Raw genomic sequence first — 25,180 nt, 5'->3', positions numbered from 1 at the left:
GACATGTGGTCCGACGACGAGGCGCGCGTCGCGCTGGCCGACCCGGGCTACCAGGGCGAGAACGACCGGCTGGTCTGCCCGGTCAAGAAGCCCAGCAAGGCCAGCGGCGACAAGCTGAGCGTCGATCAGCGCAGCGTCAACATGCTGCACTCCGCCACCCGAGCACTCGCCGAACGCGGGAACTCGCTGCTCAAAACCACGTTCAAAGCGCGGCGGCGGGTCAGCCTGTGCCCGTGGCGGATCGGCGACATCACCGCCGCCGCGCTCGTGCTACTGCACATCGAACACGACAGAACAACATGATCATGCCGCTACTGAGAAACGCTCATTCTCCCGGGCGAAGTATGCGGCTGCCCGCTTCAGAATCTCGTTCTCCATCTCCAAGCGACGCTTCTCCCGGCGGAGCTCGGTCAGTTCCTTCTTTCTCCTTGCTCGTCAGCTTCGTGTCGCTATCGGATTCGTCGACGTCGGCCTGCGCCATCCAATTTCGCAGGCACGACTCGGAAATACGCAGTTCCTTCGCCAACTCGGCGACTGGTTCGGTCCGTTCCCGGGCCAACGCGACGGCGCGCCGACGGAACTCTTCAGGGTGAGGAGCAGGCACAAGGACATCCTTCCCGGTGGCCGGGGCCACCTCAGGTGGGGTGTCCGTGCTACGGGGGGAAGCTCAAAGCTCATTTCGCGCACTTCACGGACCTCATGGAGTCCTCGCAAAGTGTGTGCACCCTGCGAGGAGCCCACACGGTCTGCGTGGTCGTGCCGCCTCAGTGCTGATGTTCGCTCCGCAAGCTTCGCTCAGCGCTCGACGTGCAGCAGCCCGAGCCGCTGGGTGGCGCGGGTCATCGAAACGTAGAGGTCGGCGGGGTTGTGTGCCCGGATCCGCTCCGGGTCGACGACCACGACGGCGTCGAACTCGAGACCTTTTGCCGACACCGGGGTGTGCAGCTGCGCGGGAAGACCGGCAAGGTCGTTCATGTCGGCGGCGATCACCGCCAGCGTCCCGCGGCCCAGCTGCGCCACCTCCGCCTCGACGGCCCTGCGCACCTCGGCTGCGAGGTCGGTCGCGGGCACGGTGCGCTGCCACGGATCCTCGCCCGTCGCCCGCACCGATTCGGGCGGCTGCCGGTCGGGCGCGAACTCGGCCAGCACGGCAGCGGCCAGCGCCATGATCTCGGCGGGCGTCCGGTAGTTCACCGTGAGCGTCCGGTAGGTCCACCGGGACCCGAGGTGCGGGGCGAGCACGTCCGCCCACGCATGCGCTCCCGCGGGGGCGCTGCGCTGCGCGAGGTCGCCCACCGCGGTGATCGAACGGGAAGGGCAGCGCCGCAGCAGGACGTGCCAGTCCATGGCGGAGAGCTCCTGCGCCTCGTCGACGACGAGATGCCCGAACCGCCAGTCCCGGTCGGCGGCCGCCCGCTCGGCGACGCTCATGAGGTGCTCGGGCACCTGCCGGGCAGCGAGCACGTCCGCGGTGACGAAGTCGGTCGGGCGTAGCTCGTCGGGATCCTCCCCGGCGAGCTGACGGTCGGCCGACTCCAGGATGCTCAGCACCTCCGCGGCGTAGGCCCGTCGAACGGCACTGTCGGGCTCGCGCTCCGGCTCGCCCCGCCCACCCGGCGGGCCGGGAGGGGGACCGAGCAGCTCGGCCAGCTCGTCGAGCAGCGGCGCGTCCGCCACCGTCCACGCGGGGTGGGTGGGGTGAGCCGGAGCGCGGTACAGCCCGGAGAGGTCGATCTCGCCGCCTGCCGAGGCCAGCCGGTCCGGCGACGCGAAGAGCTCGGCGAGGAGCTGCTCCGGGGTCAGCACCGGCCAGAGCCGCTCGACCGCCCCGTGGAAGCCGAGGTCCGAGCGCAGGTCGTCGCGCAACTCGTGGCGCAGCTCTGCCGACACCTGCGCCGCGCCCGCCGGCGCGATCTCCGGGAGGTCGCCGAGCTCGCGGAGGATGTCGGCGAACTCGGGCGGGTCCTCCAGGTCCTGGTCGAGTCGCTCGACGCCCTGCTGGACGAGCAGGCTGCCGAGCGTGTCACGGAACGTCGTCCGTGCAGCGTTGTGGGGCTGGCCGGTGGCCCGGGCGCGCCTCCTGGCTTCCGCCGCCGTCGCACGGTCGATCTCGACGGTGACGTCGTCGAGCTCGATCGCGATCGGCGACCCGGGCAGCTCCTGCCGGTCGGCGACGGCGCGACGCAGTACGTCCAGCATCGCCAGCCCGCCCTTCGTGCGGGCCACCTCGTCCTGATCGACGGCGGTCGCGACGACGCCGTGCGCCAGCCGGCCGGGGGTGGTGAACACCACCGCCGACTCGCCCAGCGCGGGGAGCACGGCCCCGACGTACCGGATGAACCCGGCGCTGGGGCCGACGACCAGCACGCCGCTGCGGGCCAGCCGCTCGCGATGGGTGTAGAGCAGGTAGGCGACGCGGTGCAGCGCCACCGCGGTCTTCCCGGTCCCCGGGCCGCCCTCGATCACGACGACGCCGGAGAGCGGCAGCCGGATGATCGCGTCCTGCTCGGCCTGGATCGTCGTCACGATGTCGCGCATCGTCGACCCGCGCGGCGCCTTCAGCGCGGCGAGCAGCGCCGGATCGGAAGCGGATTCGGAATCGGCTTCGGTGAGGACCGCCCGGTCCAGCACATCGTCCTGGAAAGTGGCGACCCGCTCGTTGGGCGCCGTCCCGGCGAGCTGGAAATGCCGTCGCCGGGTCACGCCGAGCGGCCTGGCCAAAGTTGCGCAGTAGAACGGCTGGGCGGCGGGCGCCCGCCAGTCGATGAGCGCGCTTTCCCCGTCCGCGGGATCGGTGAGCCCGATGCGGCCGATGTAGCTCTTCGACCCGTCGGTGTGGTCGAGCCGGCCGAAGCACAACCCCGAGCGGGCGGCGGTCAGCGCGCCCACCCGCTCCGACCAGCGGTGCACGGAGACGTCACGCTCCCAGCGGGCGCTGAGCTCCCCGCCCGTCGGCGCGGCCAGCATGCCCCGCGCCTGGGCCGTGGCGGCCGCGAGCTCGGTGGCGAGCAGCGCATGCAGCCGGCGGATCCGCCCGGTCTCCGCCTCCAACTCCTGCTCAAAAGGGGGTCTGTCCACGCTCTCCTCACCCATGCTATCGTTGAGTTGCGGAGCCACGAATTCATTCTCTGATCGCATCCATCAGAATAGCTTTTCCGCATATCGCCGTGCAAAGTCACATCGGGTGAATCGCATGAGTGCGCACCGTGGGACGGCTGGCGCGCCCCGAGCCTGACTGGACGAACGGCACTTCCGTCCACCCCTATTGGGCGGACGGACGCTCGTCCATCTACCGGCGTCGTTCGTCGGTCCCACGCCGAGGGGCTTGCAGTGGTTCGTTACTGGGCGAACACCTTCTCGACGGCCGTGACGAGCGCGTTCGTGTCGCTGAGGTTGAGCGTGCACCCCGGCCGCGAGTGGTTCACCGTTCTGTCCGGCACGGCCCGCCTGCAGCTGGGCGAGCGAACCATCTTGGTCCAGGCAGGTGGCGCGGCCGAGTCCTCGACCATGACCCCGCACGTCATCGGCGCCCATGACGGTCCCGTGGAGATCCTCACCATCCTCGACCACGACGGGGAGCGCGCCCACCTGCACGCCCCGGACGACGCCCTGCCGGACTGAGGTCGAGCCGGTCGCGGACGCGGTGGGGACGCGACTCCCCGGTCGGCCCGGCCAGGGGATCAGGCCGGGCGGGCGAGTAGCTCACCGAGGTGCTGGTCGATCTGGGGCATGTAGGTGGGAGCGACTCCGAACAGCCCCAGGTGCCCCAGCACGTCGTCGATGACGCGCAGCTCACTGCCCTTGATCATCTCTTGCTCGGTGCGGCAGTCGCGCACCGGGAAGAACATGTCCTCACTGATCGGCATGACGAAGGTGGTCGCGGTGATCCGGCCGAGTGCGGCAGCCAGGTCGCCGCCCGTGCGCCGGGCGACGTCGCCGCGCTGCCACTTCCAGGCCATGCACAGCAGGTCGTTCGGGTCCATCACCGTGAAATACGGCTCCAGGAAGCCCTCGAGGAACGCCTCCTTGGAGTCGAACTCCAGCGCCCGCCACACCTCCTTCTTCCAGAACTCGGTGGAGAAGCCCATCACCGCCCAGATCCCGGCGTGCCGGCGCAGCCCGCCCACCACGTCGGCGTTCGAGGAGTACTCGCCCCCGTTGAAGCCCGGGTCCGAGGTGATCGCCTCGTTGAGCGCCTTGGTGAACAGGAAGTCGTGCGGGGTGTTCTGCGCGGTGCCGGCGATCGGCGCGGCCCGCTTGACCTTGTCCGGGAACCGGACCGCCCACTCGTAGGTCTGCTGCGCGCCCATCGAGCCGCCGACCACCAGCTGCAGGGTCTCGATCTCGAAGTGTTCGCGCAGCAGGCGCTCCTGGGCCACGACGTCGTCGCCGATGCGCACGTGCGGGAACTTCGACATCGCGATCCCCGCGTTGGCGCCGTCGGCGTTGTGCGGGCTGGTGGACAGCCCACTGCCGATCTGGTCGATCACGACGATGAAGTACTCGTCGGGGTTCAGCGCGTGGTCCGGCCCGATGTAGACGTCGCGGAAGATCTGGTGGGTCCCGGAGTACCAGGTGGGGATCAGGATGGCGTTGTCCTTGGCGTCGTTGAGGGTGCCGAAGGTCGCCACGGCGAGCCGACAGTCCGGGATCGAGCCGCCCTCCTCCAGGTCGAGCCGGCCGATGCTGATCAGCTCGTAGTCGCCGTGGAACTCGGGGGTGTAGTACGGGTTGTCGATCATCAGTGATCCTCCTGGTGCAGCGGGCTCGTTCACGGGGCGATATACCGTGCTCGACGACGGGGCACCTGCGTCCCGCGTCCTCACGGCGTCGCCGAGATCCGGGGCGTACCCCGGTGACGCCGACAACCCACGGACATCTCGCTCCTCGGTCTCGGGTGACCCGGACGGCGGACGGAGCCGCGCGCGCGGTCGTCAGCCGCCGGACGAGGCCTACTGTGTGGGCTGTCGCACACCACGAAGTGTCCGAATATGAGACACGCCGCGCTCTTGATCTCTGGCACATCATGTGAGCGACATCATGTGACCGAGGGCACAGGGAGGTGTGAACCAATGGGCGACGTCGCGAATCAGCGATTTCTGCTCGCGGTGGCCCGTGCGGACTTCCTGGAGAGCGGAGATCTCGAACTGTGCGGCGTCCCGGACCACGTGGCCGCGTCCTGGCGGCGCAGCTCCTCCCAAGGCGTCCAACCGCACGAGGTGGCCCCCACCTACTACACCGAGCTCGATCTCGGCTCGCGGCTCGTCCGCTGCGCACAGTCGGTGATCGAGCGGCTCGCCGAACAGATCGCCGACATCCCCATCAGCGTGGCGCTGACGGACGAGCGGGCGCGCATCCTCAGCCGCCGGGACAGCAACTCCTGGATCGGACGGATGCTGGACCGGGTGTACTTCGCCCAGGGGTTCGACTACGCCGAGGACGAGGTCGGCACCAATGGCGTGGGGACGGTGCTGGAGTTCGGCGAGTCCGTGCACATCGTCGGTGCCGAGCACTTCGCGGACCCCCTGCAGACATTCGCGTGTGCCGGGGCCCCGGTCCACGATCCGTTCACCGGCCGGATCGTGGGCGTGCTGGACATCAGCTGCCTCAGTGATCACTCGACACCGATGATGCATTCGCTGGTCCGCTCGGCCGTGCGCCAGATCGAGAACAACCTGCTGCTCGACCGGAACCAGACGCAGCAGGCGCTGTTCGACGCGTACTCGCGCGTGGACGCGCGCAGCCGGCAGGCCGTGTTGGCGGTCGGACAGCGGGTCGTGATGGCCAACTCGCCCCTGCAGGCGCTGCTCGACCCGGGCGACCAGGAAGCACTGCAGGACCACGTGCGGTTCGTGATGCTGCGACGCGCGACCGTGGACGATCGGCTCGACCTGCCCTCCGGCACCCGGGTACGGCTGCGTGGCTCAACGGTTCGGGTAGGCACCGAGGTCGCGGGAATGGTCGGGGTGGTCTCAGCTCTCCAGGAGGTCGACAGCTCCACCGGACCGGCGATCCAGGGCGGCTGGGAACCGCTCCGAGCACCCGGGGCGGCGCAGACCAGCGTCGGGAAGAGCCACTCCCCCGCGTGGCGCGCGGCCGCGGCCACCGTGGAAGCCGCCGTGCACGCCGCACACCCGGTGCTCGTCCTCGGCGAACCCGGGTCCGGGCGCTTCACCCTGCTGGCCGAGCTGCACCGGCTCGTGCACGACACGGGCCGAGCTGTCGCGCTGGAGGCCGCGGAGGTCGAAGCGGCGCCGGCGGAGGCCACGGCCCGGCTGCTGGAGGCGACCCCGGAGCCGACGCTGCACGTCCTGCGGGACGTCGACCGGCTGTCCCCGAGCGCCCTCGACACGCTCGCCGACGCGTTGGACCGCGGTCACGACAGGCCACGGACGCTCGCCGCCACGGCATCAGAAGCGGTCGTCCAGCAGGCCACCCACCAGCGCATGCTGGCGGTGTTCAGCGCGTCGGCGACGGTGCCGTCGCTGCGCCACCGCGGGGCCGACCTGCCCGCCCTGGTGACGTCACTGCTGGCCGACCTGGCCCCGCACCGCGACGTCCGCCTGTCCCATCAGGCACTGCGCCTGCTCGGCAGCTACCACTGGCCGGGCAACATCCGGCAGCTCGAGCAGGCACTGTCCGCTGCGCTGGCCCGGCGCCCGGTGGGCGCTATCGAGGCACACGACCTGCCCGCGTTCTGCCAGAGCGCCCCCCGCGGCTCGCTGCGCCCGGTCGACGAGATCGAACGCGACGCGATTGTCACGGCCCTGCGCGAGGCCGACGGCAACCGGATGGCCGCGGCCGCCACGCTCGGAATCGCCCGCTCGACCCTCTACCGCAAGATCCGTCAGTACGGAATCACGGTCTGACCCTCAGCCCGGTCCTGTGCGCCGGAATCGACGGCCCCTGGGCCGGTCGCCGGCCCCTTGGGTGGGGCGCCGGCGACCGACGAGCAACTCAGCTCTTCTGGAGGGACGGGTAGCCCGCGGCGGCCTCCTCCTCGCACTTCTTGCGGTAGGTGCCGACGCCACCGATGTAGGACAGCAGGCGGCGCGGTTTGCCGTCCACGTTCGAGCCCATGTACCAGGAGTGGGTCTTCGTCACCAAGGTGGCATTCGCCGTCTCGTCGTGGTGGGCGACCCAGGCGTCCTCGCCCTCCTCGGTCGGCTCGATCACCGACTTGCCCTGCTCGCGCAGGTGCCGGATCACGTCGGTGATCCACTCTGTCTGCTGCTGCAGGCAGGTGGTCATGTTGCACAACGCCGCCGACGGGGCGAGCGGCACCGCGGTGGTGAGCAGGTTGGGGTAGCCGTGCACCATCAGGCCCATCGTGGTGCGGATGTCGCGGCTCCAGTCCTCGGCCAGCGAGCGGCCGTTCCGGCCGCGGATGTCGATCCGGGTCAGGGCCCCGGTGCCGGCGTCGAAGCCGGTGGCCAGAATGATCAAGTCGAACTCGTGGACGGTGCCGTCGGTGAGCTGGATGCCGTGGGGGATGATCCGGGCGATCGGGTTATCCCGGACCCCGACCAGCTCGACGTTGTCGCGGTGGTAGACCTCGAGGTAGTTGGTCTCCAGCGGGACGCGGTGGGTGCCGAACCCGTAGTGGGTGGGAACCAGGATGTCGATCAGCTGCTGGTCCTTGAGACGTTCGCGCATCTTCTCCCGGACGAACTCCGAGACCTCTTCGCTGACCTGCTCGTCGAAGAACATCTCCGCGAAGCCGGCCAGCCACAGCTTCAGCGACCCGTCCTGATAGGTCTGTTCCAGGATCTCCCGGCGCTGCTGCGGGGTGCAGTCGGCCCAGGCGTGCTCGAAGTCGTACTCGAACCCGCTGAAGGTGTGCGGGATCGTGTCGCGCAGTTCCTCGAAGCGGCGCTTGTACCAGGTCTGCTCGGACCTGCCGTAGGTCGGGTTCTTCATCGGCAGCACGTACTGCGGGGTCCGGGCGAACACGGTCAGGTGGGCGACCTCCTCGGCGATCGTCTGGATCACCTGGATACCGGTCGCGCCGATGCCGACCACCCCGACCCGCTTGCCGGCCAGCTCGACCTTCTCTTTCGGCCAGCGAGAGGTGTGGAGGATTTCCCCGCGGAAGCTGTCCTGGCCTTCGAAGACGTTCTCCAGCGGCGCGGACAGCATGCCGCCGCAGGTGATGAAGAACTGGGTATCGATCGTGTCGCCGCGATCGGTACGGATCGTCCAGCGGCCGCGGTCCTCGTCGAAGTGCGCGCTGCTGATGGTGGTGGAGAACTGGATGTCCCGGCGCAGGTCGAGCCGGTCGGCGACATAGTGCATCCACCGCTCGATCTCGGGCTGGTCCGGGAACCTCTGCGTCCAGCTCCAGTCCTTGTAGAGGTCCTCGCAGAACAGGTACTGGTAGATGTAGGCCTCGCTGTCGAACCGGGCGCCGGGGTAGCGGTTCCAGTGCCAGGTGCCACCCACGTCAGAGCCCGCCTCGTAGGCACGCACCCGCAAGCCTTGCTCGCGCAGCTGGTGCAGCTGGTACAGCCCGGCCACCCCGGCGCCGAGGACCACCGCGTCGAGCTCGAGATCTGCCCGGATGTCGCCGACGTGGGGCGCGATGTCAGTCGCGGACGTCATCGTGATCCACCTCTCTGTGTTCCAGCTCACGGACGCATGCCATCGTGAGCGGTGTCCCAGGCGGTCAAGACGTCCCAAAATCGGACAGGCCGTCGCGGATCTCGGCGAGAGCGTGGCGTGCGGCGTCACCGCAGTCGGCCCGGCCGGCGCGCCTCCCGGATCGCAACGATTGAGCAACGGATGGTTTCTCGTGCCGACCACCGGGCAGCCGGAGGAAGTTTCAGCGCGAGGAGGTGACGGTTCCGATGTCGACCGCTGGTCACGGGAACCCGACGCAGGTGGCCGAGCGATTCCCGGACAAGCACCTGCCGCGGCCGCGGATACGGCCGATCCCCGAGCCGCCGAGCTCACTGGAGCGCGCGGAGATGCTCAAGGTGGCGGCGGTCGGCGGGCCAGCCGAATGAAAGGGGAGCGGATGGCGGGCCGTATCGAGGACTACGGCGTGATCGGCGATCTGCATACCGCCGCGCTGGTCGGTGCGGACGGTTCGATCGACTGGCTCTGCCTGCCCCGGTTCGACTCGCCGGCCTGCTTCGCCGCGCTGCTCGACGACGAGCCGGCGGGGCGATGGCTCATGGCTCCGGCCGGCGCGGGGCGCTGCACGCGGCGGCGCTACCGGGGTGACTCCCTGGTGCTGGAGACCGAGTGGGTCACGCCGGACGGCACGATCCGCGTCGTGGACGCCATGCCGCCACGCGGGGAGGCCCCGGACGTGGTGCGGCTGGTCGAGGGCGTCTCCGGGCGTGTTCGCATGGTGATGGATCTGGTGCTGCGCTTCGAGTACGGCGGGGTGGCGCCGTGGCTGCGCCAGGTGGACGGAGACGTGTCCGCGGTCGCCGGACCGGACGCGGCGTGGCTCGCGGCCCCGGTGGCGGTGACCGAGCAGGAGGATCGGGTGGTGGCGGAGTTCAGCGTCGCGGAGGGAGAGCAGCTGCCGTTCGTGCTCACCTACGCCCCGTCGCACCGGCCGCGTCCGGTCCCGGTGGACGGCGCCAGCGCGGTGCGCGCCACGGAGGACTTCTGGGCCGGCTGGATCGACCGATGCACCTACCGCGGTGGGTGGGCGGATGCCGTCCGCCGTTCGCTCATCGTGCTCAAGGGGCTCACCTACGCCCCGACCGGCGGGATCGTCGCCGCCGCGACCACATCGTTGCCCGAACAGATCGGCGGTCCCCGCAACTGGGACTACCGCTACTGCTGGCTGCGGGACGCGACGCTCACCTTGGCCGCCCTGCTGGGCACGGGCTACGCCGACGAGGCGCGCGCCTGGCGGGAGTGGCTGCTGCGGGCGGCGATGGCAGACCCGGCCGGAATGCAGATCATGTACGGGGTGCACGGCGAGCGCAGGCTGACCGAGTACACCCTGGATCATCTGGCCGGGTACGAGGGCTCGACCCCGGTGCGGGTCGGCAACGCCGCGGCCGAGCAGTATCAGCTCGACGTCTGGGGTGAGGTCCTCGACGGGCTGCACTTCGGGCGCGAGGCCGGGATCGCCCCGACCGCGGACGCCTGGGACCTGCAGCGCGCGCTGCTGGACTTCCTCGAGGGCCATTGGGACGAGCCGGACAACGGGCTGTGGGAGATGCGTGGGCCTCGTCGGCACTTCGTGCACTCGAAGGTGATGGCCTGGACCGGTGTCGACCGGATGGTCCGCGCGGCCGAACGGTACGGACTCGACGGCCCGGTGACGTGCTGGCGCGCCCTGCGCGCACGGATCCACGACGAGGTGTGTGCCCGCGGTTACGACGAACGGCGGGGAACGTTCACCCAGTTCTACGGCTCCCGCGGGCTCGACGCGGCGCTGCTGCTGATCCCCCGGGTCGGATTCCTGCCCTGGTCGGACGAGCGGGTGCGCGGCACGGTCCGCGCGGTCGAGCGGGAGCTGTGCACGGACGGGCTGCTGCTGCGTTACCGGCCCGAGGCGGACGGTGGCGTGGACGGGCTCCCCGGCGGCGAGGGCGCGTTCCTGGCCTGCTCGTTCTGGCTCGCCGCCGCGCTGCACGGTACCGGGCGCGCCGAGGAGGGGCGGGAGCTGTTCGAGCGGCTGCTCGGGCTGCGCAACGACCTTGGCCTACTCGCCGAGGAGTACGACCCACGGGTAGGGCGTCAGCTCGGCAACGTCCCGCAGGCGTTCAGCCATCTCGGCCTGGTGAACACGGCGCTGCTGCTGGACCCGGGGCAAGGCCACGACCTGCGCGCGGGGGACACCCGCTCGCGGCCGGAGCGCCATGGGTGAGGACGCGGGACGCTTCCCCGTCCAGATCCCGGTCGCGCTGATGGTCGCGCTGCCGGGAGCGTACCTGGGCGCGGCCGGATACCTCGGGCTGCCGCATCCGACGTTGTCGCCACCGCTGGCCGCGCTGATCTTCGGGATCGCGATCGTGGGCGCGGCGTTCCTGCTGTCGTGGGCCGCCGAGGCGGCGCAGGTCGACATCAGCGCCGGTGCCGCGATCGCGCTGCTGGCGCTGCTGGCGGTGCTGCCGGAGTACGCGGTCGACTTCGTGTTCACCTTCCAGGCCGGGCAGATCTACGCCGAGCACGGGATGTGCGTGCCCGGGCCTGGCGGGGCCGACCCCTGCTCGCTGGCGCTGGCCAACATGACCGGGGCCAACCGGATCCTGGTCGGCGTCGGCTGGCCGCTCGTGCTGCTGGTGGCCAGCATCGCCGCGTGGCGGGTGCGCCGCGGCGGGGGCCAGGCGAGCGCGTCCACCCATGTGGGCCGGGTGGATCTGGCGCCGGTGATGTCGGCCGAGGTGGTCTTCCTGGGCATCGCCACGCTGTACTCGCTGACCCTGCCGCTGCGCACCTCGCTGACCCTCGTCGACGCCGGGGTCTTCGTCGCGATCTTCGCGGGATACGTCTGGCGGCTGTCGACGGCGCCGGTCACGGAGCCCGATCTGGCCGGCGCCGCGGCCTGGATCGGCGGCAAGCCGCGCAAGCCGCGGCGCTGGTGGGTGCTCACCCTGTTCGCCGTCGCGGGGCTGTTCATCCTGGCCACCGCCGAACACTTCGCGCAGGGCCTGGTGGACACCGGGAGCCGCCTCGGGATCGACCAGTTCCTGCTGGTGCAGTGGGTGGCACCGCTGGCCAGCGAGTCGCCCGAGCTGATCGTGGCCTGTCTGTACGCGCTGCGGCTCAAAGCCTCCGACTCGCTTGGCACGCTGCTGTCGAGCAAGGTCAACCAGTGGACGTTGCTGGTCGGCACGATCCCGATCGTGTTCGCGCTGTCGGCGACGACGCTCGACGGGCTGCCGTTGGACACCAACCAGCGCTACGAGCTACTGATCACGGCGGCACAGTCGCTGTTCGCGGTGAGCGTGCTGATCAATCTGGGGCTCACCGTGTCGGGTGCGGTCACGCTGTTCGTGCTGTTCGCCGTGCAGTTCACCGCCAGCATCACCCTCCCGGCCGAGGTGAACCGCACGCTCATCCTGGTCCTGTCGGGAGTGTACGCCCTGCTGGCGATCGGCCAGCTCGTGCGCAGGCGGCGCTGGACCGCCCGCGTCGTGCGCGACGGTCTGCTGACCCCGCTCGCGGAGCTCGACGAGGAACCCGCCCAGCGGCACTGAAGGCCGGTCGCGGTGGGCCTGGGCTCATCCCGGCCCGGACTGCGAACCGATCGTCACCGGCACCTCGCGGCGCTCGCCGTCGCGCACCACCGCGAGCGGCACCTGCTGTCCCGGTTCGGTGTCGCGGAGGGCGCCGAGCAGGTCCTCGAGGCTGCCGACCTCCCGGCCCGCGAGCCCGACCACGACATCGCCGGGCTGCACACCGGCGGACGCAGCCGGCCCCCCGGGGACGACGGACAGCACGAGCACCCCGCCCTCGGCCTGCACCCCGAGCGCCTGCCGGATCGGCGGGGTCAGCCGGCCGAGGGAGACACCGAGGAAGGGATGCGTCGCCGTCCCGTCGGCCAGGAGCTGCTCGGCGACGTCGACGGCGGTGGCGGCGGGGATCGCGAAGCCGATCGAGACCGCGCCCGCTGTCGGTGGGATGTACGCCTCGTTGATCCCGATGACGCATCCCGTGGCGTCGAGCAGGGCGCCGCCGGAGTTGCCGGGGGAGATCGCCGCGTCGACCTGGATGAGGTCGACGAGCGCGCGGGTCTGCCCCGCCGAGCCGGGGATCTGCCGGTTGAGACCGGACACGATGCCGGCGGTGACGGTGTTCTCGAACCCCAGCGGGCTGCCGATCGCCAGCACGGTGTCTCCGGGCCGGGGAAGGTCGGTGCAGTACCGCGGCACCGGCAGCCCGCCCCGCTCGGTCCGCACGACCGCCAGGTCGGTGACGACGTCGGTGGCGGTCACCGTGCCGGGCGAGGAGCTGCCGTCGGCCAACTCGACGGTGACCTGACGCGCATCCCCGACGACGTGCGCGTTCGTGACCACGACATCCGGTCGGTACACCACGCCGCTGCCGAGCCCGGCGTCGGTGCGGACGGTGACCACACTGGGCGCCAGGCGCTCGACGACGTCGGCCAACCCGGACTCGGTGCCGGGTGCGGGAGCCGCCGCGGCCGGCGGCGACGTAGTGCCGGGCGCCTCCGTGACGCCTGCGGTGCAGCCGGCCCCGAGGACGAGCAGGACCGCCAGCACGAGCGCCACAGGCCCCGCGCCCCCTCCCGGCTCACGCACCGGACACCTCCGCGCGCCGGCCCGCCGGGAACCGCCTCGCCCCCGCGCCGGCGGGAATCCCGACGAGTGCGTTCGCGGTGGCCTTTCGCCGGCTCCTGCTCATGTCGACTCCTCCCGGTTGAAGTCGCCTCGGTTGTCGGCTACCCGCCGCGGCACCGGCGGGTGGGTGTTTCGCGGAGACGGCTTCATGACAGTGTCCGCGACCGGCGGACCGGATGATTGATCCTGGGGCCTACCGGGCACGCCTGCCACATGACCGACGGCATCTGGGTGTTGGGCGCGATCGGGATCGTGGTGCTGGCGGTGCTCGTTGTCCTCTGGCTGCGCGCCGGGCGGGGGCGCTCCGGGGGGCCGAGCGTCGTCGAGGCGCTGGCTCCGCCTCCGTTCCCCGGGGCGGAGGCGCTGCCGGACGAATCCCCCCGCGACGAAGAGTTCAGCGACGCCCGCCCGGGCCCCTACCCCGGGTCGGCATGGCCCGGGGTGGACGGCTCCGCTCCCTCCGACCGCTTCATGGTCAAGGCCGAGATGGTCCCCAAGCGCTACCACACCCCGAGCTCCTCGGGCTACCGGCAGGCGCACGCGGACGTCTGGTTCCGTTCGCCGGGTGACGCCGAGGCCGCAGGCTTCACCCAGGCTTCCCCCCGCGGATAGTGGTGGGGTCCTGCGGCGACGCCTCTGGTCGGCGGGGCCCCCGCAGCCGCCGGCCGGGCCACCCGCTGGCCTGCCCGATCAGGGAGAGCAGGCTCGGAACGAGCAGCGCGCGCACGACGAAGGCGTCGATCAGCACCCCGACCACGACGGCGAAGGCGAGCTGCCGGAACGGCGTCACGGGGATGAGCGCGACGAACGCGAAGCTGACCGCGAGGGTGAAGCCGGCAATGGTGATCGCGCGCGTCGAGGCGGGCAGGGCGACCTCCATCGCCTGACGCAGCGGGTGGCGGCGCGCCTCCTCCCATACGCGGCCGACGCTGAAGATGTTGTAGTCCGAGCCCATCGAGACGAGCAGGACCGCGGCCGCGAACGGAACGTAGAACACGATGCCGCCCTGACGGAGAACGTCCTGGAACACCCAGGTGGTGATCCCGAGCGTGGCCCCGACGGCGAGCACGCTGGTGGCAAGCAGGTAGAGCGGGGCGACGAGCGCGCGCAGATAGATCACGAGCAGCAGTAGCTGGACGAGCAGCACCGCGATCGCCACCCGGCCCAGGTCGTCCACCGCGGTGTCGACCAGCGACAGCCCCAGGGCCGTGTCGCCCGCGTAGGCGACCTCGGCGCCGGCCAGCCCGGCCCGGTCGAGCAGGTCCGGCATCGCCGCGCGCAGCGCGCGCAGGTCCTGCAGCGCAGCCGCGCCGAGCGGGTCGGAGTCCAGCACCACCAGGTAACGGGCGGCGTCGCCGCCCGGCGCGAGGAACAGCCCGGCCTCCACGGGTACCGGCTGGTCGCCGGGCCCGAGTACGCCCGTGACGCCCGGCCGTTCCACGAGCGCGGTGCCGAGTGCGCCGAGCGCCTGCCGCCGCTCGGCGATGTCGGGCGCCGACACGACGATCTCGGTGGGGGCGAGGATCCCCGGCGCGAAGCCGGCCGCGGCGGCGCCGGCGGCCTGGCGGACCGGATGGCCAGCGGGCAGCGCCGTCACCGGCGAGACGGCGGCGCGCAGCCCCGCCAGCGGCAGCGTCGCGAGCACCAGCAGCGCGATCACCGCCGCGGCGACCACGGCAGCCCGACCGCGGTGGGTGACCAGCCGGTGCACCCGCCCGGGCCGCGGTGGGCGGGGCCGCCGCGACGTCGGTCCGCCATGGCCATGCGGCCCGGGCCGCCCGCGCGCGGGCCACAGCGCCAGGCGACCGAGGATCGCCAGCAGCGCGGGCACCACGGTCGCCGAGACCGCCAGCCCGACCAGCACGGTGATCGCGAGGGCCGGGCCGAACGCACGGAACAACCCGGACTCCGCGCCGAGCAGGGTCGCGACACCGGCCGCGACGGTCAGCCCGGCCGCGACGACGACCGGCAGGTACTGGGCGACGGCCCCGCGGGCCGCGGGCCGGCCGGTCCGCCCGGCGTGCAGCTGGGCGCGCAGCCCGGACAGGAAGAAGATCGCGTAGTCGGTGCTCACGCCGAGCATCAGCGCCACCACGATCGGCTGCACCTGACTCGGCGCGGCTAACCCGGTGAGTTCGGCGAACCACCCGATCAACCGGTCGGCGATCAGATAACCGACCCCCGCGGTGAGCAGCGTGATCAGCGGTGCCACCACCGAGCGGAAGCTCAACGCCACGATGAGAGCGACCCCCGCGAGCGTCGCGAGCTCCACCAGCGGGAGCGTCTCGGTGACGAGTGCCCCCTGTGCGACCTGCAGGGGAATGGTCCCTGCGACCCCGAGCAGGCCGCCGTCGGGCCGCTTGAGGGTCGTCGCGTAGTCACGGGCGATCGCGTCCTGCTCGCCCAGGTTGGCGGTGGGCGCGATGAACAGGTAGGTCAGGACGGTGGTGTGGCGCTCACCGGCGTTCGGGAACAGCAGCGGGGTGTTCACCAGCGGGTAGGCCAGCAGCAGCTCGGTGGACGGCTCGGCGCCCGCGGCCACCGTGCGGGCGTCGACCGTGGCCGCCCGCAGCACGGTGTCGGCCACGATGCCGGCCTCGAGACCGGCCGGGTCGTGCTGGACGACCGCGGTGCGGGACAGCAGCGGCAGGCCGAACCGCTCGAGCGCGGCAACCTGCGCGGCGATGGCCGGGTTGTCCTTGCCGACCAACCCGGAGAGCCCGCCACCGACGGTGGCCAGGCCCGGGAGCAGCTGCGTGGTGGCGACGAGCGCGGCGGCGACGGCGACGAGTACCATCCAGGGGAACCGCACCACCCCCTGGGCGTAGCACTGCGAGACCCGGCGCTTGTCGGTGGTCATCGGCCGGTGAGCTGGAGGAACCCCACCCGCCGCCCGGGAGTTCGATTCCGTGACCGGGTATGGTCTCGACGAGACACCGCGGCAATCACCGCGGGACGGTGGGGATCTCTGGCCCGGTCTCCAGGGTCCCGATCCGGTCGGGCTGGGCGTCGCGGGCGCGCGGGGGCAGCACGTCCTCCGGGTACTCCACCGGCAGGTTCAGGTGTAGGTCGCCGGCGCGCTCGAAGGTGAACACCACCGGGTAGTTGATCCCGGCGCGGACCGGGCTGGCGATATCCACGAGCACAATGGCGACCGCCCCCGCCGGCGGCACCGTGATCGCGGCGACGGGCTCGTCGTAGCCCGCGGTGAGTGTCTGGCCGCCGGGCACGCGCGCATCCCCGACGATCCGGGCGGAGCTCGCGATCGGGCTGCTCACGGCGACCAGGCGGTCGGCCTCCGCACCGTGGTTGACGATCGTGAGCTGCAGCGGGGCATCCTCCCCTGGCTCGTACACCGCGCCGCCAGGGACGGGCCGGTCGTAGGTGAACGCGGCGTCGCGCACCAACATCGACCCGACCTGGCCCTCGGCGCCGCCGGTCGCGGTGACCTGGACCGCGGTCTGCGCGATCTGGCCGGCGCCGCAGCCGCCGAGCCCGACCGCGACACCCAGTGCCACCGCGGCCGCGCCGAGCGTTCGTGTGTATCGCGCACGTGGGGTTCGCACCCGCCGACCTCCCGTTCGACATCGATGTCAACGGCCTGCTTACCCACATCGGTTGACGGGTACGCGGCGCTCGTGGATGCGCGAACACCGAGCGGACGCCTCGGCCGCCGGATCGGGATCGCCGCGGCGGCTGCCGCGGCGCTCGCCGTCCTTGCCGGCTGCGGGGGCGAGGACACGGCCGGACCGGAGCGGGGCGTGACCGTCGGGGAGATCCAGCAGCCGCAGTACTTCTACGAGGGGGAGTACCTGGGCCGGCAGGTCACCGTGAGCGCGGCGGTCGCCGACGTGCTCGGCCCGCGCAGCCTCGAGATCGACGGGGCCGACTACGGCGACAACTCGCTGCTCGTCATGACCACGGAGCCGGTGGCCGTGGAGGTGGGTCAGGTGGTGCGGGCGACGGGCACCGTGGGGCAGTACCACCGCCTCTCCGAGCACGACTACCCGCCCGGCGCGTACGACCTCTACGAGAAGTACGAGACCGAGGCGTATCTGTATGACGCTGTCATCGAGCTATTGCCGGCCCAACCGATGCCGGCCGCACTCCGCGCCGGGAACGGCGCGTGAGATGACGAGCGCCCTGGCGTTGATGCCGAGCAGGCGCGCGCTGCGGCGCCTCGACGCACTCGCCGTGGCCTGGGCCCTGGTCTTCGCCGTGCTCGGTGTGGTGGCCGGGGTGAACCTGCACGACCTGGGACGGCTCGGCGCCGGGCTGGCCGATGTCGCGGAGTCGCTCGATCTGGCGGCGCGCGGCCTGGCGGCGTTGGGCGAGGTGCCGATCGTGGGCGACTCGGCCGACCGGTTCGCGGTGACCATCGGCCAGGCGGCCGAGAGCATCCGCGCGAACGCCGCCGACGTGCGTGGCAGTACCGCGGTCCTCGCATGGGTGGTCGGGCTGGCGATCGGGATGCTGCCGCTGCCGCTGCTCGCCGGGGTGTACCTGCCGCTGCGGCTGGCCCGGGCGCGCGAGGTGCGGAGGCTGCGCCGGCTGCTCGCCGGGCCGGTAGACCCGCGGCTGGTCGAGCACCTGGCCCGCCGGGCGGCCAATGGGCTTCCCTACGGGCAGTTGCGGCGGGCGAGTGAGTCGCCATGGGTGGATCTCGCGGCCGGCCGGCACATCAGGCTCGCCGCCGCGGAACTCGACCGCCTCGGCGTGCCGGTCCCGGCCGGTTGGCGCTGATGTGCCAGGCGAGTAGCCAGAGCACGATCTCATTGCCGGCGGGCCCGGGCGCGCCGCTTGCCCTCGTGCATCGCCTGCACCCGGGCGATCGGGATGGTGTGGCCCTCCTCCACCAGGTCCGCGAGCAGCGCCTGCGGCGCCGGCATCAGCTCGTTCCACGGGTCGCGATCAGCGAGCAGGCTGAGGGCGGTGCGGAGAGTGAAGTCGGCGGGCGCCACGCGGTCGAGGTCGTCCCAGGCCACGGGGAACGACACCGGCACGCCCGGGCGGACCCGCGGGCTGTAGGCGACCACGACGGTCGCGCCGCCCGCGCGGGTGGAGTCCAGGAAGACCTTGCCTTCGCGGTCCTCCCGGATGAACGCGGTCGTGGCGATCCCGGGGTCGAGCCGCTCGGCCCGCGCCGCGAGCGCGCGCGTCGCGGCCGCGGCGTCCTCGATCCCCGTCTGCTCGTCGAGCGGCACGAACACGTGCAGGCCCTTCGCGCCGCTGGTCTTGACCGCGCCGGCCAGGCCGGCGTCGGCGAGCGCCTGCCGGACGAGCCGGGCCGCGCGCACGACGTGACCGAACGCCTCACCCGCCGGTGGGTCGAGGTCGAGCACCAGGTGCGTGGTGCGCGTGGCCTCGCCGCGGACCAGCGTCGGGTGGTACTCGACGGCCCGTTGGTTGGCGAACCACAGCAGGGTGCGGCGGTCGTCGCACAGCGCGTAGCGCACCTCGCGGCGCGACGCCTCAGTCCAGACGGTGACCGTCCGGACCCACTCCGGGGTGTATTTCGGCACGTTCTTCTGCATGAACGGCGGCTGGCCGGGACGCACCCGGATCACCGACAGCAGCCGGTCGCGCAGCTCGGGCAGGATCCGGTCGGCGACGGCATCGAGGTAGTCCACCAGCTCCCGCTTGGTCGCGTCCGCGTCGTCGAACAGGGGCTGGTCGAGGTTGGTCAGCTCCACCCCGGCCCGGGTCTCCACCGCGCCCCGCCGGGTCATCTCAGGAACTCCGCGACGACCCCGGCCAGCTCCGGCGCGCGCACGAGCAGGCCGAGATGGCCGTCCGGGTACACCTCGAGGCGGGCGTTCGGCAGCAGCCGGGCCATGATCCGGGCGTTGACGAGCGGCACGAGGGGGTCGTCGTCGCCGGCCAGGATCAGCGTCTGCTGCCGGATGAGCGGCAGGAACGGCAGGCTGGTCCAGCCGGCGAGGCCGAGCAGCTGGTAGAGGTAGCCACGGGTGCTCCCGTTCCCGTTGAAGGCGATGGGTAGCGGGTTGTTCGCTCCAGACCGCAGGCTCCCGCCGTAGATCGCCCCCGCGACCCGGCGGGCGTAGGCGGGATCGCGGTGCCGGCGAGGGGTGAGCATATGCGTCAGCACCCGCGGCCTGCCGGGGACCATGAGCGCCCCCATCGCGGTCGCGACGAGCACCAGGCGCCGGCAGCGGCGCGGGTTCTGGAACGCGAACTGCTGCGCCAAACCGCCGCCCCAGGAGATGCCCAGGACGTCGACGCGGCCGTAGCCCAGCTCGTCGAGCGCGGACCCGAGCAGCGCCGCCAGGGCCGGGTACGGGTAGGGCACCGGCGGCGTGGGGGAACCGCCGACCCCGGGCACGTCGAAGCGGACCACCTCGATCGCAGGGTCGAGCGCGTCGACGAACGGGTCGAGCACCTCGAGCGGCGCGCCGATCCCGTTCGCCAACACGAGCGGCGGGGACGAGCCGCTGCCCCGGCGCACCCGGACGCGCAGCTCCCGGCCGCGGGCGGCGATCCGCCGGTCGTCTGTCACTCCTCGACGATATCCGGTGGCGGCGCGATGTCGCGGCGCAAGATCTTGCCGATCGGGCCCTTCAGCAGGGTGTCGGCCGCGTTGTTCTCGCTGACCTGGTAGGACCCGTTCTTCCCGCCCCGATGGCCGGGTGTCGCGGGTACCGCGACGAGCACGAGCCGGTCGACCGGTTCGCGGTCTGCCGCACCGCACACGACGACGCCGGTGTAGCTGTGCCCGACGAGCACGACCGGCTCGGGCGGCAGGGACCGGAATACGGCGCCCACGTCCTCGACGTGGGCGGCGACGCCCAGGCAGGAGGGGACGCCCAGGCAGGAGGGGACGCCCAGGCAGGAGGGTGACGACGTGATGGATCGGACCGTGCGGTTCTACTGGCCGTGGGCGGTCAGCTGGCTCGCCGAACCGGGCGCCGGGCTCGACGACGGGCGACCCCCGGGGTAGCCCCGGAGCGTCAGCGTCCGATCTCCAGGACGACCTTGACGTCATCGCCGCGGCGGTCCAACGCGTCGGGGAACTCGGGCAGCGGCACTCGCCGCGTGATCAGCCGCTCCAGCCAGCCGACGTCGGCCTCGGCGAGGGCGCGGGCGGCCTGCTCGTAGTGGCGCCGGTTCGCGTTGACCGAGCCGAACACCACGTCGTTCTCCAGCACGATGCCGCGGTTGAGGCTGCCGACGTCGACGTGCAGTCGCCTCCCCGGCGCCGAGACCCCGGTCAGGCACACCACGGCGTTGCGTGCGTTGCGCTCCATGACATCGGCGATCACGGGCGCGGCGCCGGTGCACTCGATGACGATGTCGGCGTCGGGGGCGACGTCGGCCAGGCCGGTGTGATACGAAGCGCCGAGGTCGGCGACGAGTCGCGGCTTCGGCCCGGTCTCGACGCGGTCGAGCACGTGCACGTCCAGCCCTCGCTGGATCCCGAGCATCGCGGCGAGCAGCCCGATCGGGCCCGCGCCGGTGACCAGCACCCGGCGCGGTGACCAGGCGGCCCGACGCCCGATGTGCTCCAGGTGCTCCCACGCCTTGGCCACGATGCTGGTGGGCTCTATCAGCACGCCGACCCGGTCGAGCCGAGGGTCGAGCCGGACAACGTTCTCGGGATGGATCCGGAACCGCTCGCTCGCGTAGCCGTGCCGCCCCTTGATGCCGCGTTCGGTGTAGCGGCCGTTGCGGCACATGTCCCACTCGCCGATCGCGCAGTTCGCGCAGGGCACCGGGTCGGGCCGCCGCACGATCCCGACGACCAGGTCCCCGGGTGCCGGTCCCGCGCCGTCCGGGGCCGTGGCGACCCGGCCCAGCGACTCGTGCCCGATGACCAGGTGGTCGGCGCCCGGCGGGGCCTCGCCGTGATCCCCGGCGATGATCTCCCGATCGGTTCCGCAGATCCCCACCGCGACGGTGTCGACCAGCACCGGCCCGTCGGACTCAGGGGGTTCGGGGACCTCGGCCAGCCGGACGGAGTCCGCCGCCCCGGGCTTGACGGTCAGCGCCTTCATGCGGGAGCCCTTCCCACGACCCGCCCGGTGAAACGTGGGCTCGGCCACGGGACCGGCGGGGTCGGCCGCCCGAGACACATCCGCGGTCGTGCGGGGCACCGTCGAGTTCGGCACAGTGGAACTCGATGCCTTCCCGCCGACGCGTTCCGCCCCGGGTCCGTGCCGTGCTGGCACCGCTGGGCCGCGCGCTCGGCGCCGTCGTGCTCGCCGGCGTGCTGCTGGCCGGGGTCCTGCTGGTCCCGACGACCGCGCTGGCCCGGATCGTCGCGGCCGCACCCCCGGTCGCGGCTCCCACCGGGCCGCCGGTCCCGGGCCACGCGCCCCTCGCCTCCGTGATCACGGATGCGGCCGGCGTGCCGTTTGCGCGCCTCTACGAGCAGTACCGCATCCCCACCGAACCCGGCGAGATCGCCGAGGCCATGAAGGCCGCCGTGGTCGCGATCGAGGACCGGCGGTTCTTCGTCCACGACGGGGTGGACTGGCGCGGCGTCGGCCGGGCGATCCTCACCAATCTCGCACTGAGCGGGGCGCCGTTCGACGGCCAGGGCGCCTCGACGATCACCATGCAGTACGCGAAGAACCTGCGTCTCTACGCGATGGCCGACAGCGCCGAGGAACGGGCCGCCGCCGTCGCCGACACGATGGGGCGCAAACTCGCCGACGTGCGGACCGCGCTGCGCCTGGAGCGGCGGCTGGGCAAGCAGGAGATCCTCGCCCGGTACCTGAACACCGTCTACTTCGGACACAGCGCCTACGGGGTCGCCGCCGCGGCGCGCACCTACTTCGCCACCAGCCCGGCCGAGCTCACGCTGCCCCAGGCCGCCCTGCTGGCGGGGATGATCAAGGCACCGTCGACCTTCGACCCGGTGTCCGCGCCGGCCGCGGCGAGGGCTCGACGCGATCTGGTTCTGACCGCCATGGCCGAGGTCGGGTCGATCACCGAGAGGCAGGCGGACGCCGCCCGCGCGCAGGGCCTCGGGGCCGTCGAGCCGCTGCGGCGGACCGACGCCGGATGCGTGGGCGCCGACCCCGGCAGCGGCTTCTTCTGCCGCTACGTCGTCGACTACCTGGAGAGCGCGGGCCTCGACGTCGCGGAACTGCGCACCGGCGGCTACACCGTCCGCACCACGCTGGACCGTCGTGTCACCGCGGCCGCGGTTCGCGCCGCCGCGCAGGTCCCGGCCGACGCCACCGAGGGCATCGCGAACGCCATGGCGATCGTGGCGCCCGGACGCGAGCACCACCGCGTGCTGGCGCTGGCCGCCAACCGGACCCTTGGAACGGACGCAGCGGTCGGGCAGACCGCGTACGCGCTGCCGTCGGCGCCCGTTCCGCACGGTGCCGGATCGATCTTCAAGATCTTCACCGCGGCCGCGGCGATGGAACGCGGACTGGGAATCCACAGCCCGGTTCCGGCCCCCGAGCGCTACACCTCGCGGATGTTCCGCGACGGCGGGCGGCCCTACACCGTCACCGGCGGCGGCGGTGCCGCTGACGAGACCACGCTGCAGGGCGCGCTCGCGCTGTCCCCCAACACCACGTTCGTCGCGCTGCTCGACGGGCTCGGTTCGGTCGATCCGGTGGTCGAGATGGCCCGCCGCCTCGGCCTGCGGCGGAGCCTGGCGCTACCCGCAGAGCCGGACGCCACGATCGGCGAGGTGATGCGCGCCGAGGAACGCGCTTCGTTCACCCTGGGCCCGGTGCCGGTCGTGCCGCTCGAGCTGGCCAACGTCGGGGCCACCCTGGTCAGCGGCGGCGTGTGGTGCCCGCCGACGCCGATCCTCGAGGTGACCGACCGAACCGGCGCCCCCATCGCGCTGCCCGAGGCGCCGTGCGAGCGGGCGATCCCCGAAGGGCTGGCTGACACCCTTGTCGTCGGGCTCTCCGACGACACCGTCTACGGTACCGCGGCCGGCGCGGCCGACGCCGCGGGCTGGAATCGGCCGATGCTCGGCAAGACCGGCACCACCCAGCACCACTTCTCCGCCGGGTTCGTCGGTGCCACCCCGCAGCTCGCGGGCGCGGTGCTGACCTGGTCGGACGCCGACCCACCCCGGCCGATCTGCGTCGGCGACCCGCCGCGGCTCTGTGCCGACGGAACCCTGTTCGGCGGCACCGTGCCGGCGGCAACCTGGTTCGCGGCCATGCGCCCGCTGCATGCGGGTCTTCCGGTCGCGTCGCTGCCCGAGCCGGACCCGCGCCATCTCACCGGAGGGATCGGCTCGGGCGACGACTGACCAGTGTGGGTGAGCCGCGCCGCCAACCGTCAGCACGGGTGCGCTCAGGACTCGGTCCCCGTCCATCCCGGGGTCGTGGCCGCGCCGAGCACGTGCGGGGTCGTCGGCATGGTGAGCCGGCTGTCGGGGAACCGGACCCCGCGGATGCGAGTGATCTCGAATCCGGCGCTGGTGATCAGGGCGGCGGGATCGGTGGCGGTGTGGCAGCCCCCTGCCAGCAGCGGCCATACGGTGGCGTCGATGATCCGTTGCGTCATCCGGAGGCCGGGTGTGTCGGCGATCGTGTGTTCGAAGAAGCGCAGCTGCCCCCCGGGACGCAGCACCCGGATCAGCTCGGCCAGCATGGCCGGGCGGTCGTCGAGTGAGCACATCACCAGGCACAGCACGGCGGCGTCGACGCTGCGGTCGGGAAGCGGGAGCCGGTCGGCCGTGCCGGCCAGCACCCGCACCGGCGCGGTCTCGGCAGCCCGCGACGCCAGCGCACGCAGATAGGGCTCGGGTTCCACGGCCACGACACCGGTGACCGTCGTCGGGTAGTGCGCGAAGTTCATGCCGTTGCCGCAGCCGATCTCGACGACCTCCCCCGCCAGGCCGTCGAGCAGCTCGTGCCGAAGCTCGGCCATGCCCTCGGCCTCCATCCGCTGGCTGATCCGGGCGTAGATGCGGCTGAACACTCGTCGCGGACGATCGACGGACGGTGAGGGATCGGACGCGGCCATGGGGACGAGTCTCCCACCACGGACGGATCGGCGCAGGTCTCCTGCCGACGACGGCTCTCTCGCTGGGCTCGGCGCGGCGTCGACCGATGATATAGAGGATTACTCTCCTCTTTATTACACTCCCGGCCATGGGGATCAGCGGCGCAACCGAGTCAGGGCACGGGGCCGGCCGGGAGCGGGTGGCCGTCGCACCGAAGCCGATCGTGCCGAGGCCCTACCCGCGCCGGGAGGCGCCCAAGGGCAGCCGGTTGCTGTGGATGCTGGGCACGACCGATCCCAAGGACATCGCGATCCTGTATCTGGTCACCTCGTTCGCGTTCTTCATGGCCGGCGGGGCGATGGCGCTGCTGATGCGCGCCGAGCTCGCGGTGCCCGGGCTGCAGTTCCTGTCCCACGAGCAGTACAACCAGCTGTTCACCGAGCACGGCACGCTCATGCTGCTGCTGTACGCGACCCCGATCCTGTTCGGGTTCGCCAACTACATCGTGCCGCTGCAGATCGGCGCCCCGGACGTGGCCTTCCCCCGGCTCAACGCGTTCTCCTACTGGCTGTTCCTGTTCGGCGGGCTGATGGTGATCGCCGGGTTCGCCACCCCGGGCGGGGCCGCGGACTTCGGCTGGACCGCCTACGCCCCGCTGCACAACGCCACCTTCGCCCCCGGGGTGGGCGGGGACCTGTGGACCATGGGCTTGATCATCGCGGGACTGGGCACCATCCTGGGCGCGGTCAACTTCATCACCACGATCGTGTGTCTGCGCGCGCCCGGGATGACGATGTTCCGGATGCCGATCTTCACCTGGAACATCCTGGTCACCGGATTTCTCGTGCTGCTGGCCTTCCCGCCGCTGACCGCGGCGCTGTTCGGGATCGAGATCGACCGGCAGCTGGGCGGGCACGTGTTCGACCCGGCCAACGGCGGGGCCATCCTCTACCAGCAC

23 protein-coding genes are annotated in these 25,180 nt (G+C 72.1%); 11 read left to right on the top strand and 12 right to left on the bottom strand.

Translation table 11 applies throughout. The features are described 5' to 3' along the window. On the top strand, window positions 1-303 hold a 303-nt coding region (locus G567_RS0123740), incomplete at its 5' end, for a transposase family protein (protein WP_028931897.1). A gap of 22 nt (window positions 304-325) precedes the next feature. Here G567_RS0123740 and G567_RS37300 read toward each other — a convergent pair. Both G567_RS37300 and G567_RS0123735 read right to left on the bottom strand, forming a co-directional pair. Beyond that, a complete protein-coding gene (locus tag G567_RS37300) occupies window positions 326-604 on the bottom strand; it encodes a transposase (protein WP_425414270.1) in 279 nt (92 codons plus the stop codon). A gap of 191 nt (window positions 605-795) precedes the next feature. After that, window positions 796-3,078: a UvrD-helicase domain-containing protein gene (locus G567_RS0123735; RefSeq protein WP_028931896.1), complete on the bottom strand. Its 2,283-nt coding sequence runs from the start codon at window positions 3,076-3,078 to the stop codon at window positions 796-798. A gap of 303 nt (window positions 3,079-3,381) precedes the next feature. Here G567_RS0123735 and G567_RS31060 point away from each other — a divergent pair, with 303 nt between their 5' ends. Beyond that, on the top strand, window positions 3,382-3,621 hold the full coding sequence (locus G567_RS31060; protein ID WP_211224051.1) for a cupin domain-containing protein: 240 nt from the start codon (window positions 3,382-3,384) through the stop codon (window positions 3,619-3,621). A gap of 59 nt (window positions 3,622-3,680) precedes the next feature. On the opposite strand, the gene G567_RS0123725 is transcribed toward G567_RS31060, so the two are convergent. Then, window positions 3,681-4,742, bottom strand: a complete 1,062-nt coding sequence (locus G567_RS0123725) for an alpha/beta fold hydrolase (protein WP_028931894.1) — start codon at window positions 4,740-4,742, stop codon at window positions 3,681-3,683. Between the two features lie 330 nt (window positions 4,743-5,072). On the opposite strand from G567_RS0123725, the gene G567_RS0123720 reads away from it, so the two are divergent. Continuing rightward, a complete protein-coding gene (locus G567_RS0123720; RefSeq protein WP_028931893.1) occupies window positions 5,073-6,869 on the top strand; it encodes a sigma-54-dependent Fis family transcriptional regulator in 1,797 nt (598 codons plus the stop codon). Window positions 6,870-6,957: 88 nt separating this feature from the next. On the opposite strand, the gene G567_RS0123715 is transcribed toward G567_RS0123720, so the two are convergent. Beyond that, complete coding sequence (locus G567_RS0123715; protein WP_051233489.1) at window positions 6,958-8,601, bottom strand: flavin-containing monooxygenase; 1,644 nt, start codon at window positions 8,599-8,601, stop codon at window positions 6,958-6,960. 245 nt (window positions 8,602-8,846) lie between these two features. On the opposite strand from G567_RS0123715, the gene G567_RS34585 reads away from it, so the two are divergent. The 3 genes from G567_RS34585 to G567_RS0123700 are packed head-to-tail and all read left to right on the top strand — an operon-like array spanning window position 8,847 to window position 12,170. Beyond that, complete coding sequence (locus G567_RS34585; protein WP_154667180.1) at window positions 8,847-9,005, top strand: hypothetical protein; 159 nt, start codon at window positions 8,847-8,849, stop codon at window positions 9,003-9,005. Between the two features lie 11 nt (window positions 9,006-9,016). Next, the gene (locus G567_RS0123705; protein ID WP_028931891.1) at window positions 9,017-10,837 is read left to right on the top strand and encodes a glycoside hydrolase family 15 protein; all 1,821 of its coding nucleotides are present in this window, start codon (window positions 9,017-9,019) and stop codon (window positions 10,835-10,837) included. After that, window positions 10,830-12,170: a sodium:proton exchanger gene (locus G567_RS0123700; RefSeq protein WP_028931890.1), complete on the top strand. Its 1,341-nt coding sequence runs from the start codon at window positions 10,830-10,832 to the stop codon at window positions 12,168-12,170. The genes G567_RS0123705 and G567_RS0123700 overlap by 8 nt, the downstream gene beginning before the upstream one ends. A 24-nt stretch (window positions 12,171-12,194) precedes the next feature. Here G567_RS0123700 and G567_RS0123695 read toward each other — a convergent pair whose 3' ends face one another. Next, window positions 12,195-13,235 (bottom strand): S1C family serine protease, encoded by a 1,041-nt coding sequence (locus G567_RS0123695; protein ID WP_245585774.1) that lies wholly within the window; start codon window positions 13,233-13,235, stop codon window positions 12,195-12,197. Window positions 13,236-13,487: 252 nt separating this feature from the next. On the opposite strand from G567_RS0123695, the gene G567_RS31055 reads away from it, so the two are divergent. Then, complete coding sequence (locus tag G567_RS31055; protein ID WP_028931888.1) at window positions 13,488-13,886, top strand: sunset domain-containing protein; 399 nt, start codon at window positions 13,488-13,490, stop codon at window positions 13,884-13,886. On the opposite strand, the gene G567_RS31050 is transcribed toward G567_RS31055, so the two are convergent. Beyond that, complete coding sequence (locus G567_RS31050; RefSeq protein WP_084796406.1) at window positions 13,861-16,134, bottom strand: MMPL family transporter; 2,274 nt, start codon at window positions 16,132-16,134, stop codon at window positions 13,861-13,863. The two genes, G567_RS31055 and G567_RS31050, sit on opposite strands and share 26 nt — an antisense overlap. A gap of 85 nt (window positions 16,135-16,219) precedes the next feature. After that, window positions 16,220-16,840, bottom strand: coding sequence for a copper chaperone PCu(A)C domain-containing protein (locus G567_RS32500; RefSeq protein WP_147201262.1), 621 nt, complete (start codon window positions 16,838-16,840; stop codon window positions 16,220-16,222). Window positions 16,841-16,912: 72 nt separating this feature from the next. On the opposite strand from G567_RS32500, the gene G567_RS0123675 reads away from it, so the two are divergent. Next, a complete protein-coding gene (locus G567_RS0123675) occupies window positions 16,913-17,404 on the top strand; it encodes a hypothetical protein (protein ID WP_028931887.1) in 492 nt (163 codons plus the stop codon). A 1-nt stretch (window position 17,405) separates the two neighbouring features. After that, window positions 17,406-18,017, top strand: a complete 612-nt coding sequence (locus G567_RS31040; protein ID WP_051233487.1) for a hypothetical protein — start codon at window positions 17,406-17,408, stop codon at window positions 18,015-18,017. Between the two features lie 29 nt (window positions 18,018-18,046). Here the strand turns inward: G567_RS31040 and ligD are convergent, their stop codons facing one another. From ligD to G567_RS0123645, 4 genes are all read right to left on the bottom strand, one after another. Further along, a complete protein-coding gene (ligD, locus tag G567_RS0123665; RefSeq protein WP_028931886.1) occupies window positions 18,047-19,003 on the bottom strand; it encodes a non-homologous end-joining DNA ligase in 957 nt (318 codons plus the stop codon). Further along, entirely contained in the window at window positions 19,000-19,791 is a 792-nt protein-coding gene (gene phaZ / locus G567_RS34580) for a poly(3-hydroxyalkanoate) depolymerase (RefSeq protein WP_028931885.1), read from the bottom strand. Before phaZ ends, ligD begins: the two co-directional genes overlap by 4 nt. After that, entirely contained in the window at window positions 19,788-20,102 is a 315-nt protein-coding gene (locus G567_RS34575) for an alpha/beta fold hydrolase (RefSeq protein ID WP_261763875.1), read from the bottom strand. The genes phaZ and G567_RS34575 overlap by 4 nt, the downstream gene beginning before the upstream one ends. 140 nt (window positions 20,103-20,242) lie before the next feature. Further along, the gene (locus G567_RS0123645; protein ID WP_028931883.1) at window positions 20,243-21,286 is read right to left on the bottom strand and encodes a glucose 1-dehydrogenase; all 1,044 of its coding nucleotides are present in this window, start codon (window positions 21,284-21,286) and stop codon (window positions 20,243-20,245) included. Between the two features lie 164 nt (window positions 21,287-21,450). On the opposite strand from G567_RS0123645, the gene G567_RS31035 reads away from it, so the two are divergent. Then, a complete protein-coding gene (locus G567_RS31035) occupies window positions 21,451-23,523 on the top strand; it encodes a transglycosylase domain-containing protein (RefSeq protein WP_051233486.1) in 2,073 nt (690 codons plus the stop codon). Window positions 23,524-23,567: 44 nt separating this feature from the next. Here the strand turns inward: G567_RS31035 and G567_RS0123635 are convergent, their stop codons facing one another. Next, window positions 23,568-24,242, bottom strand: coding sequence for a class I SAM-dependent methyltransferase (locus G567_RS0123635; protein ID WP_028931882.1), 675 nt, complete (start codon window positions 24,240-24,242; stop codon window positions 23,568-23,570). A 128-nt stretch (window positions 24,243-24,370) separates the two neighbouring features. Here G567_RS0123635 and G567_RS0123630 point away from each other — a divergent pair. Next, on the top strand, window positions 24,371-25,180 hold an 810-nt coding region (locus G567_RS0123630), incomplete at its 3' end, for a cbb3-type cytochrome c oxidase subunit I (protein WP_211224049.1).

This window comes from Pseudonocardia asaccharolytica DSM 44247 = NBRC 16224, from assembly GCF_000423625.1.
Classification (GTDB): Bacteria; Actinomycetota; Actinomycetes; order Mycobacteriales; family Pseudonocardiaceae; genus Pseudonocardia; species Pseudonocardia asaccharolytica.
The sequence above is the reverse complement of the archived record's forward strand: the minus strand, read 5'-3'. Positions and strand labels throughout refer to the sequence as shown.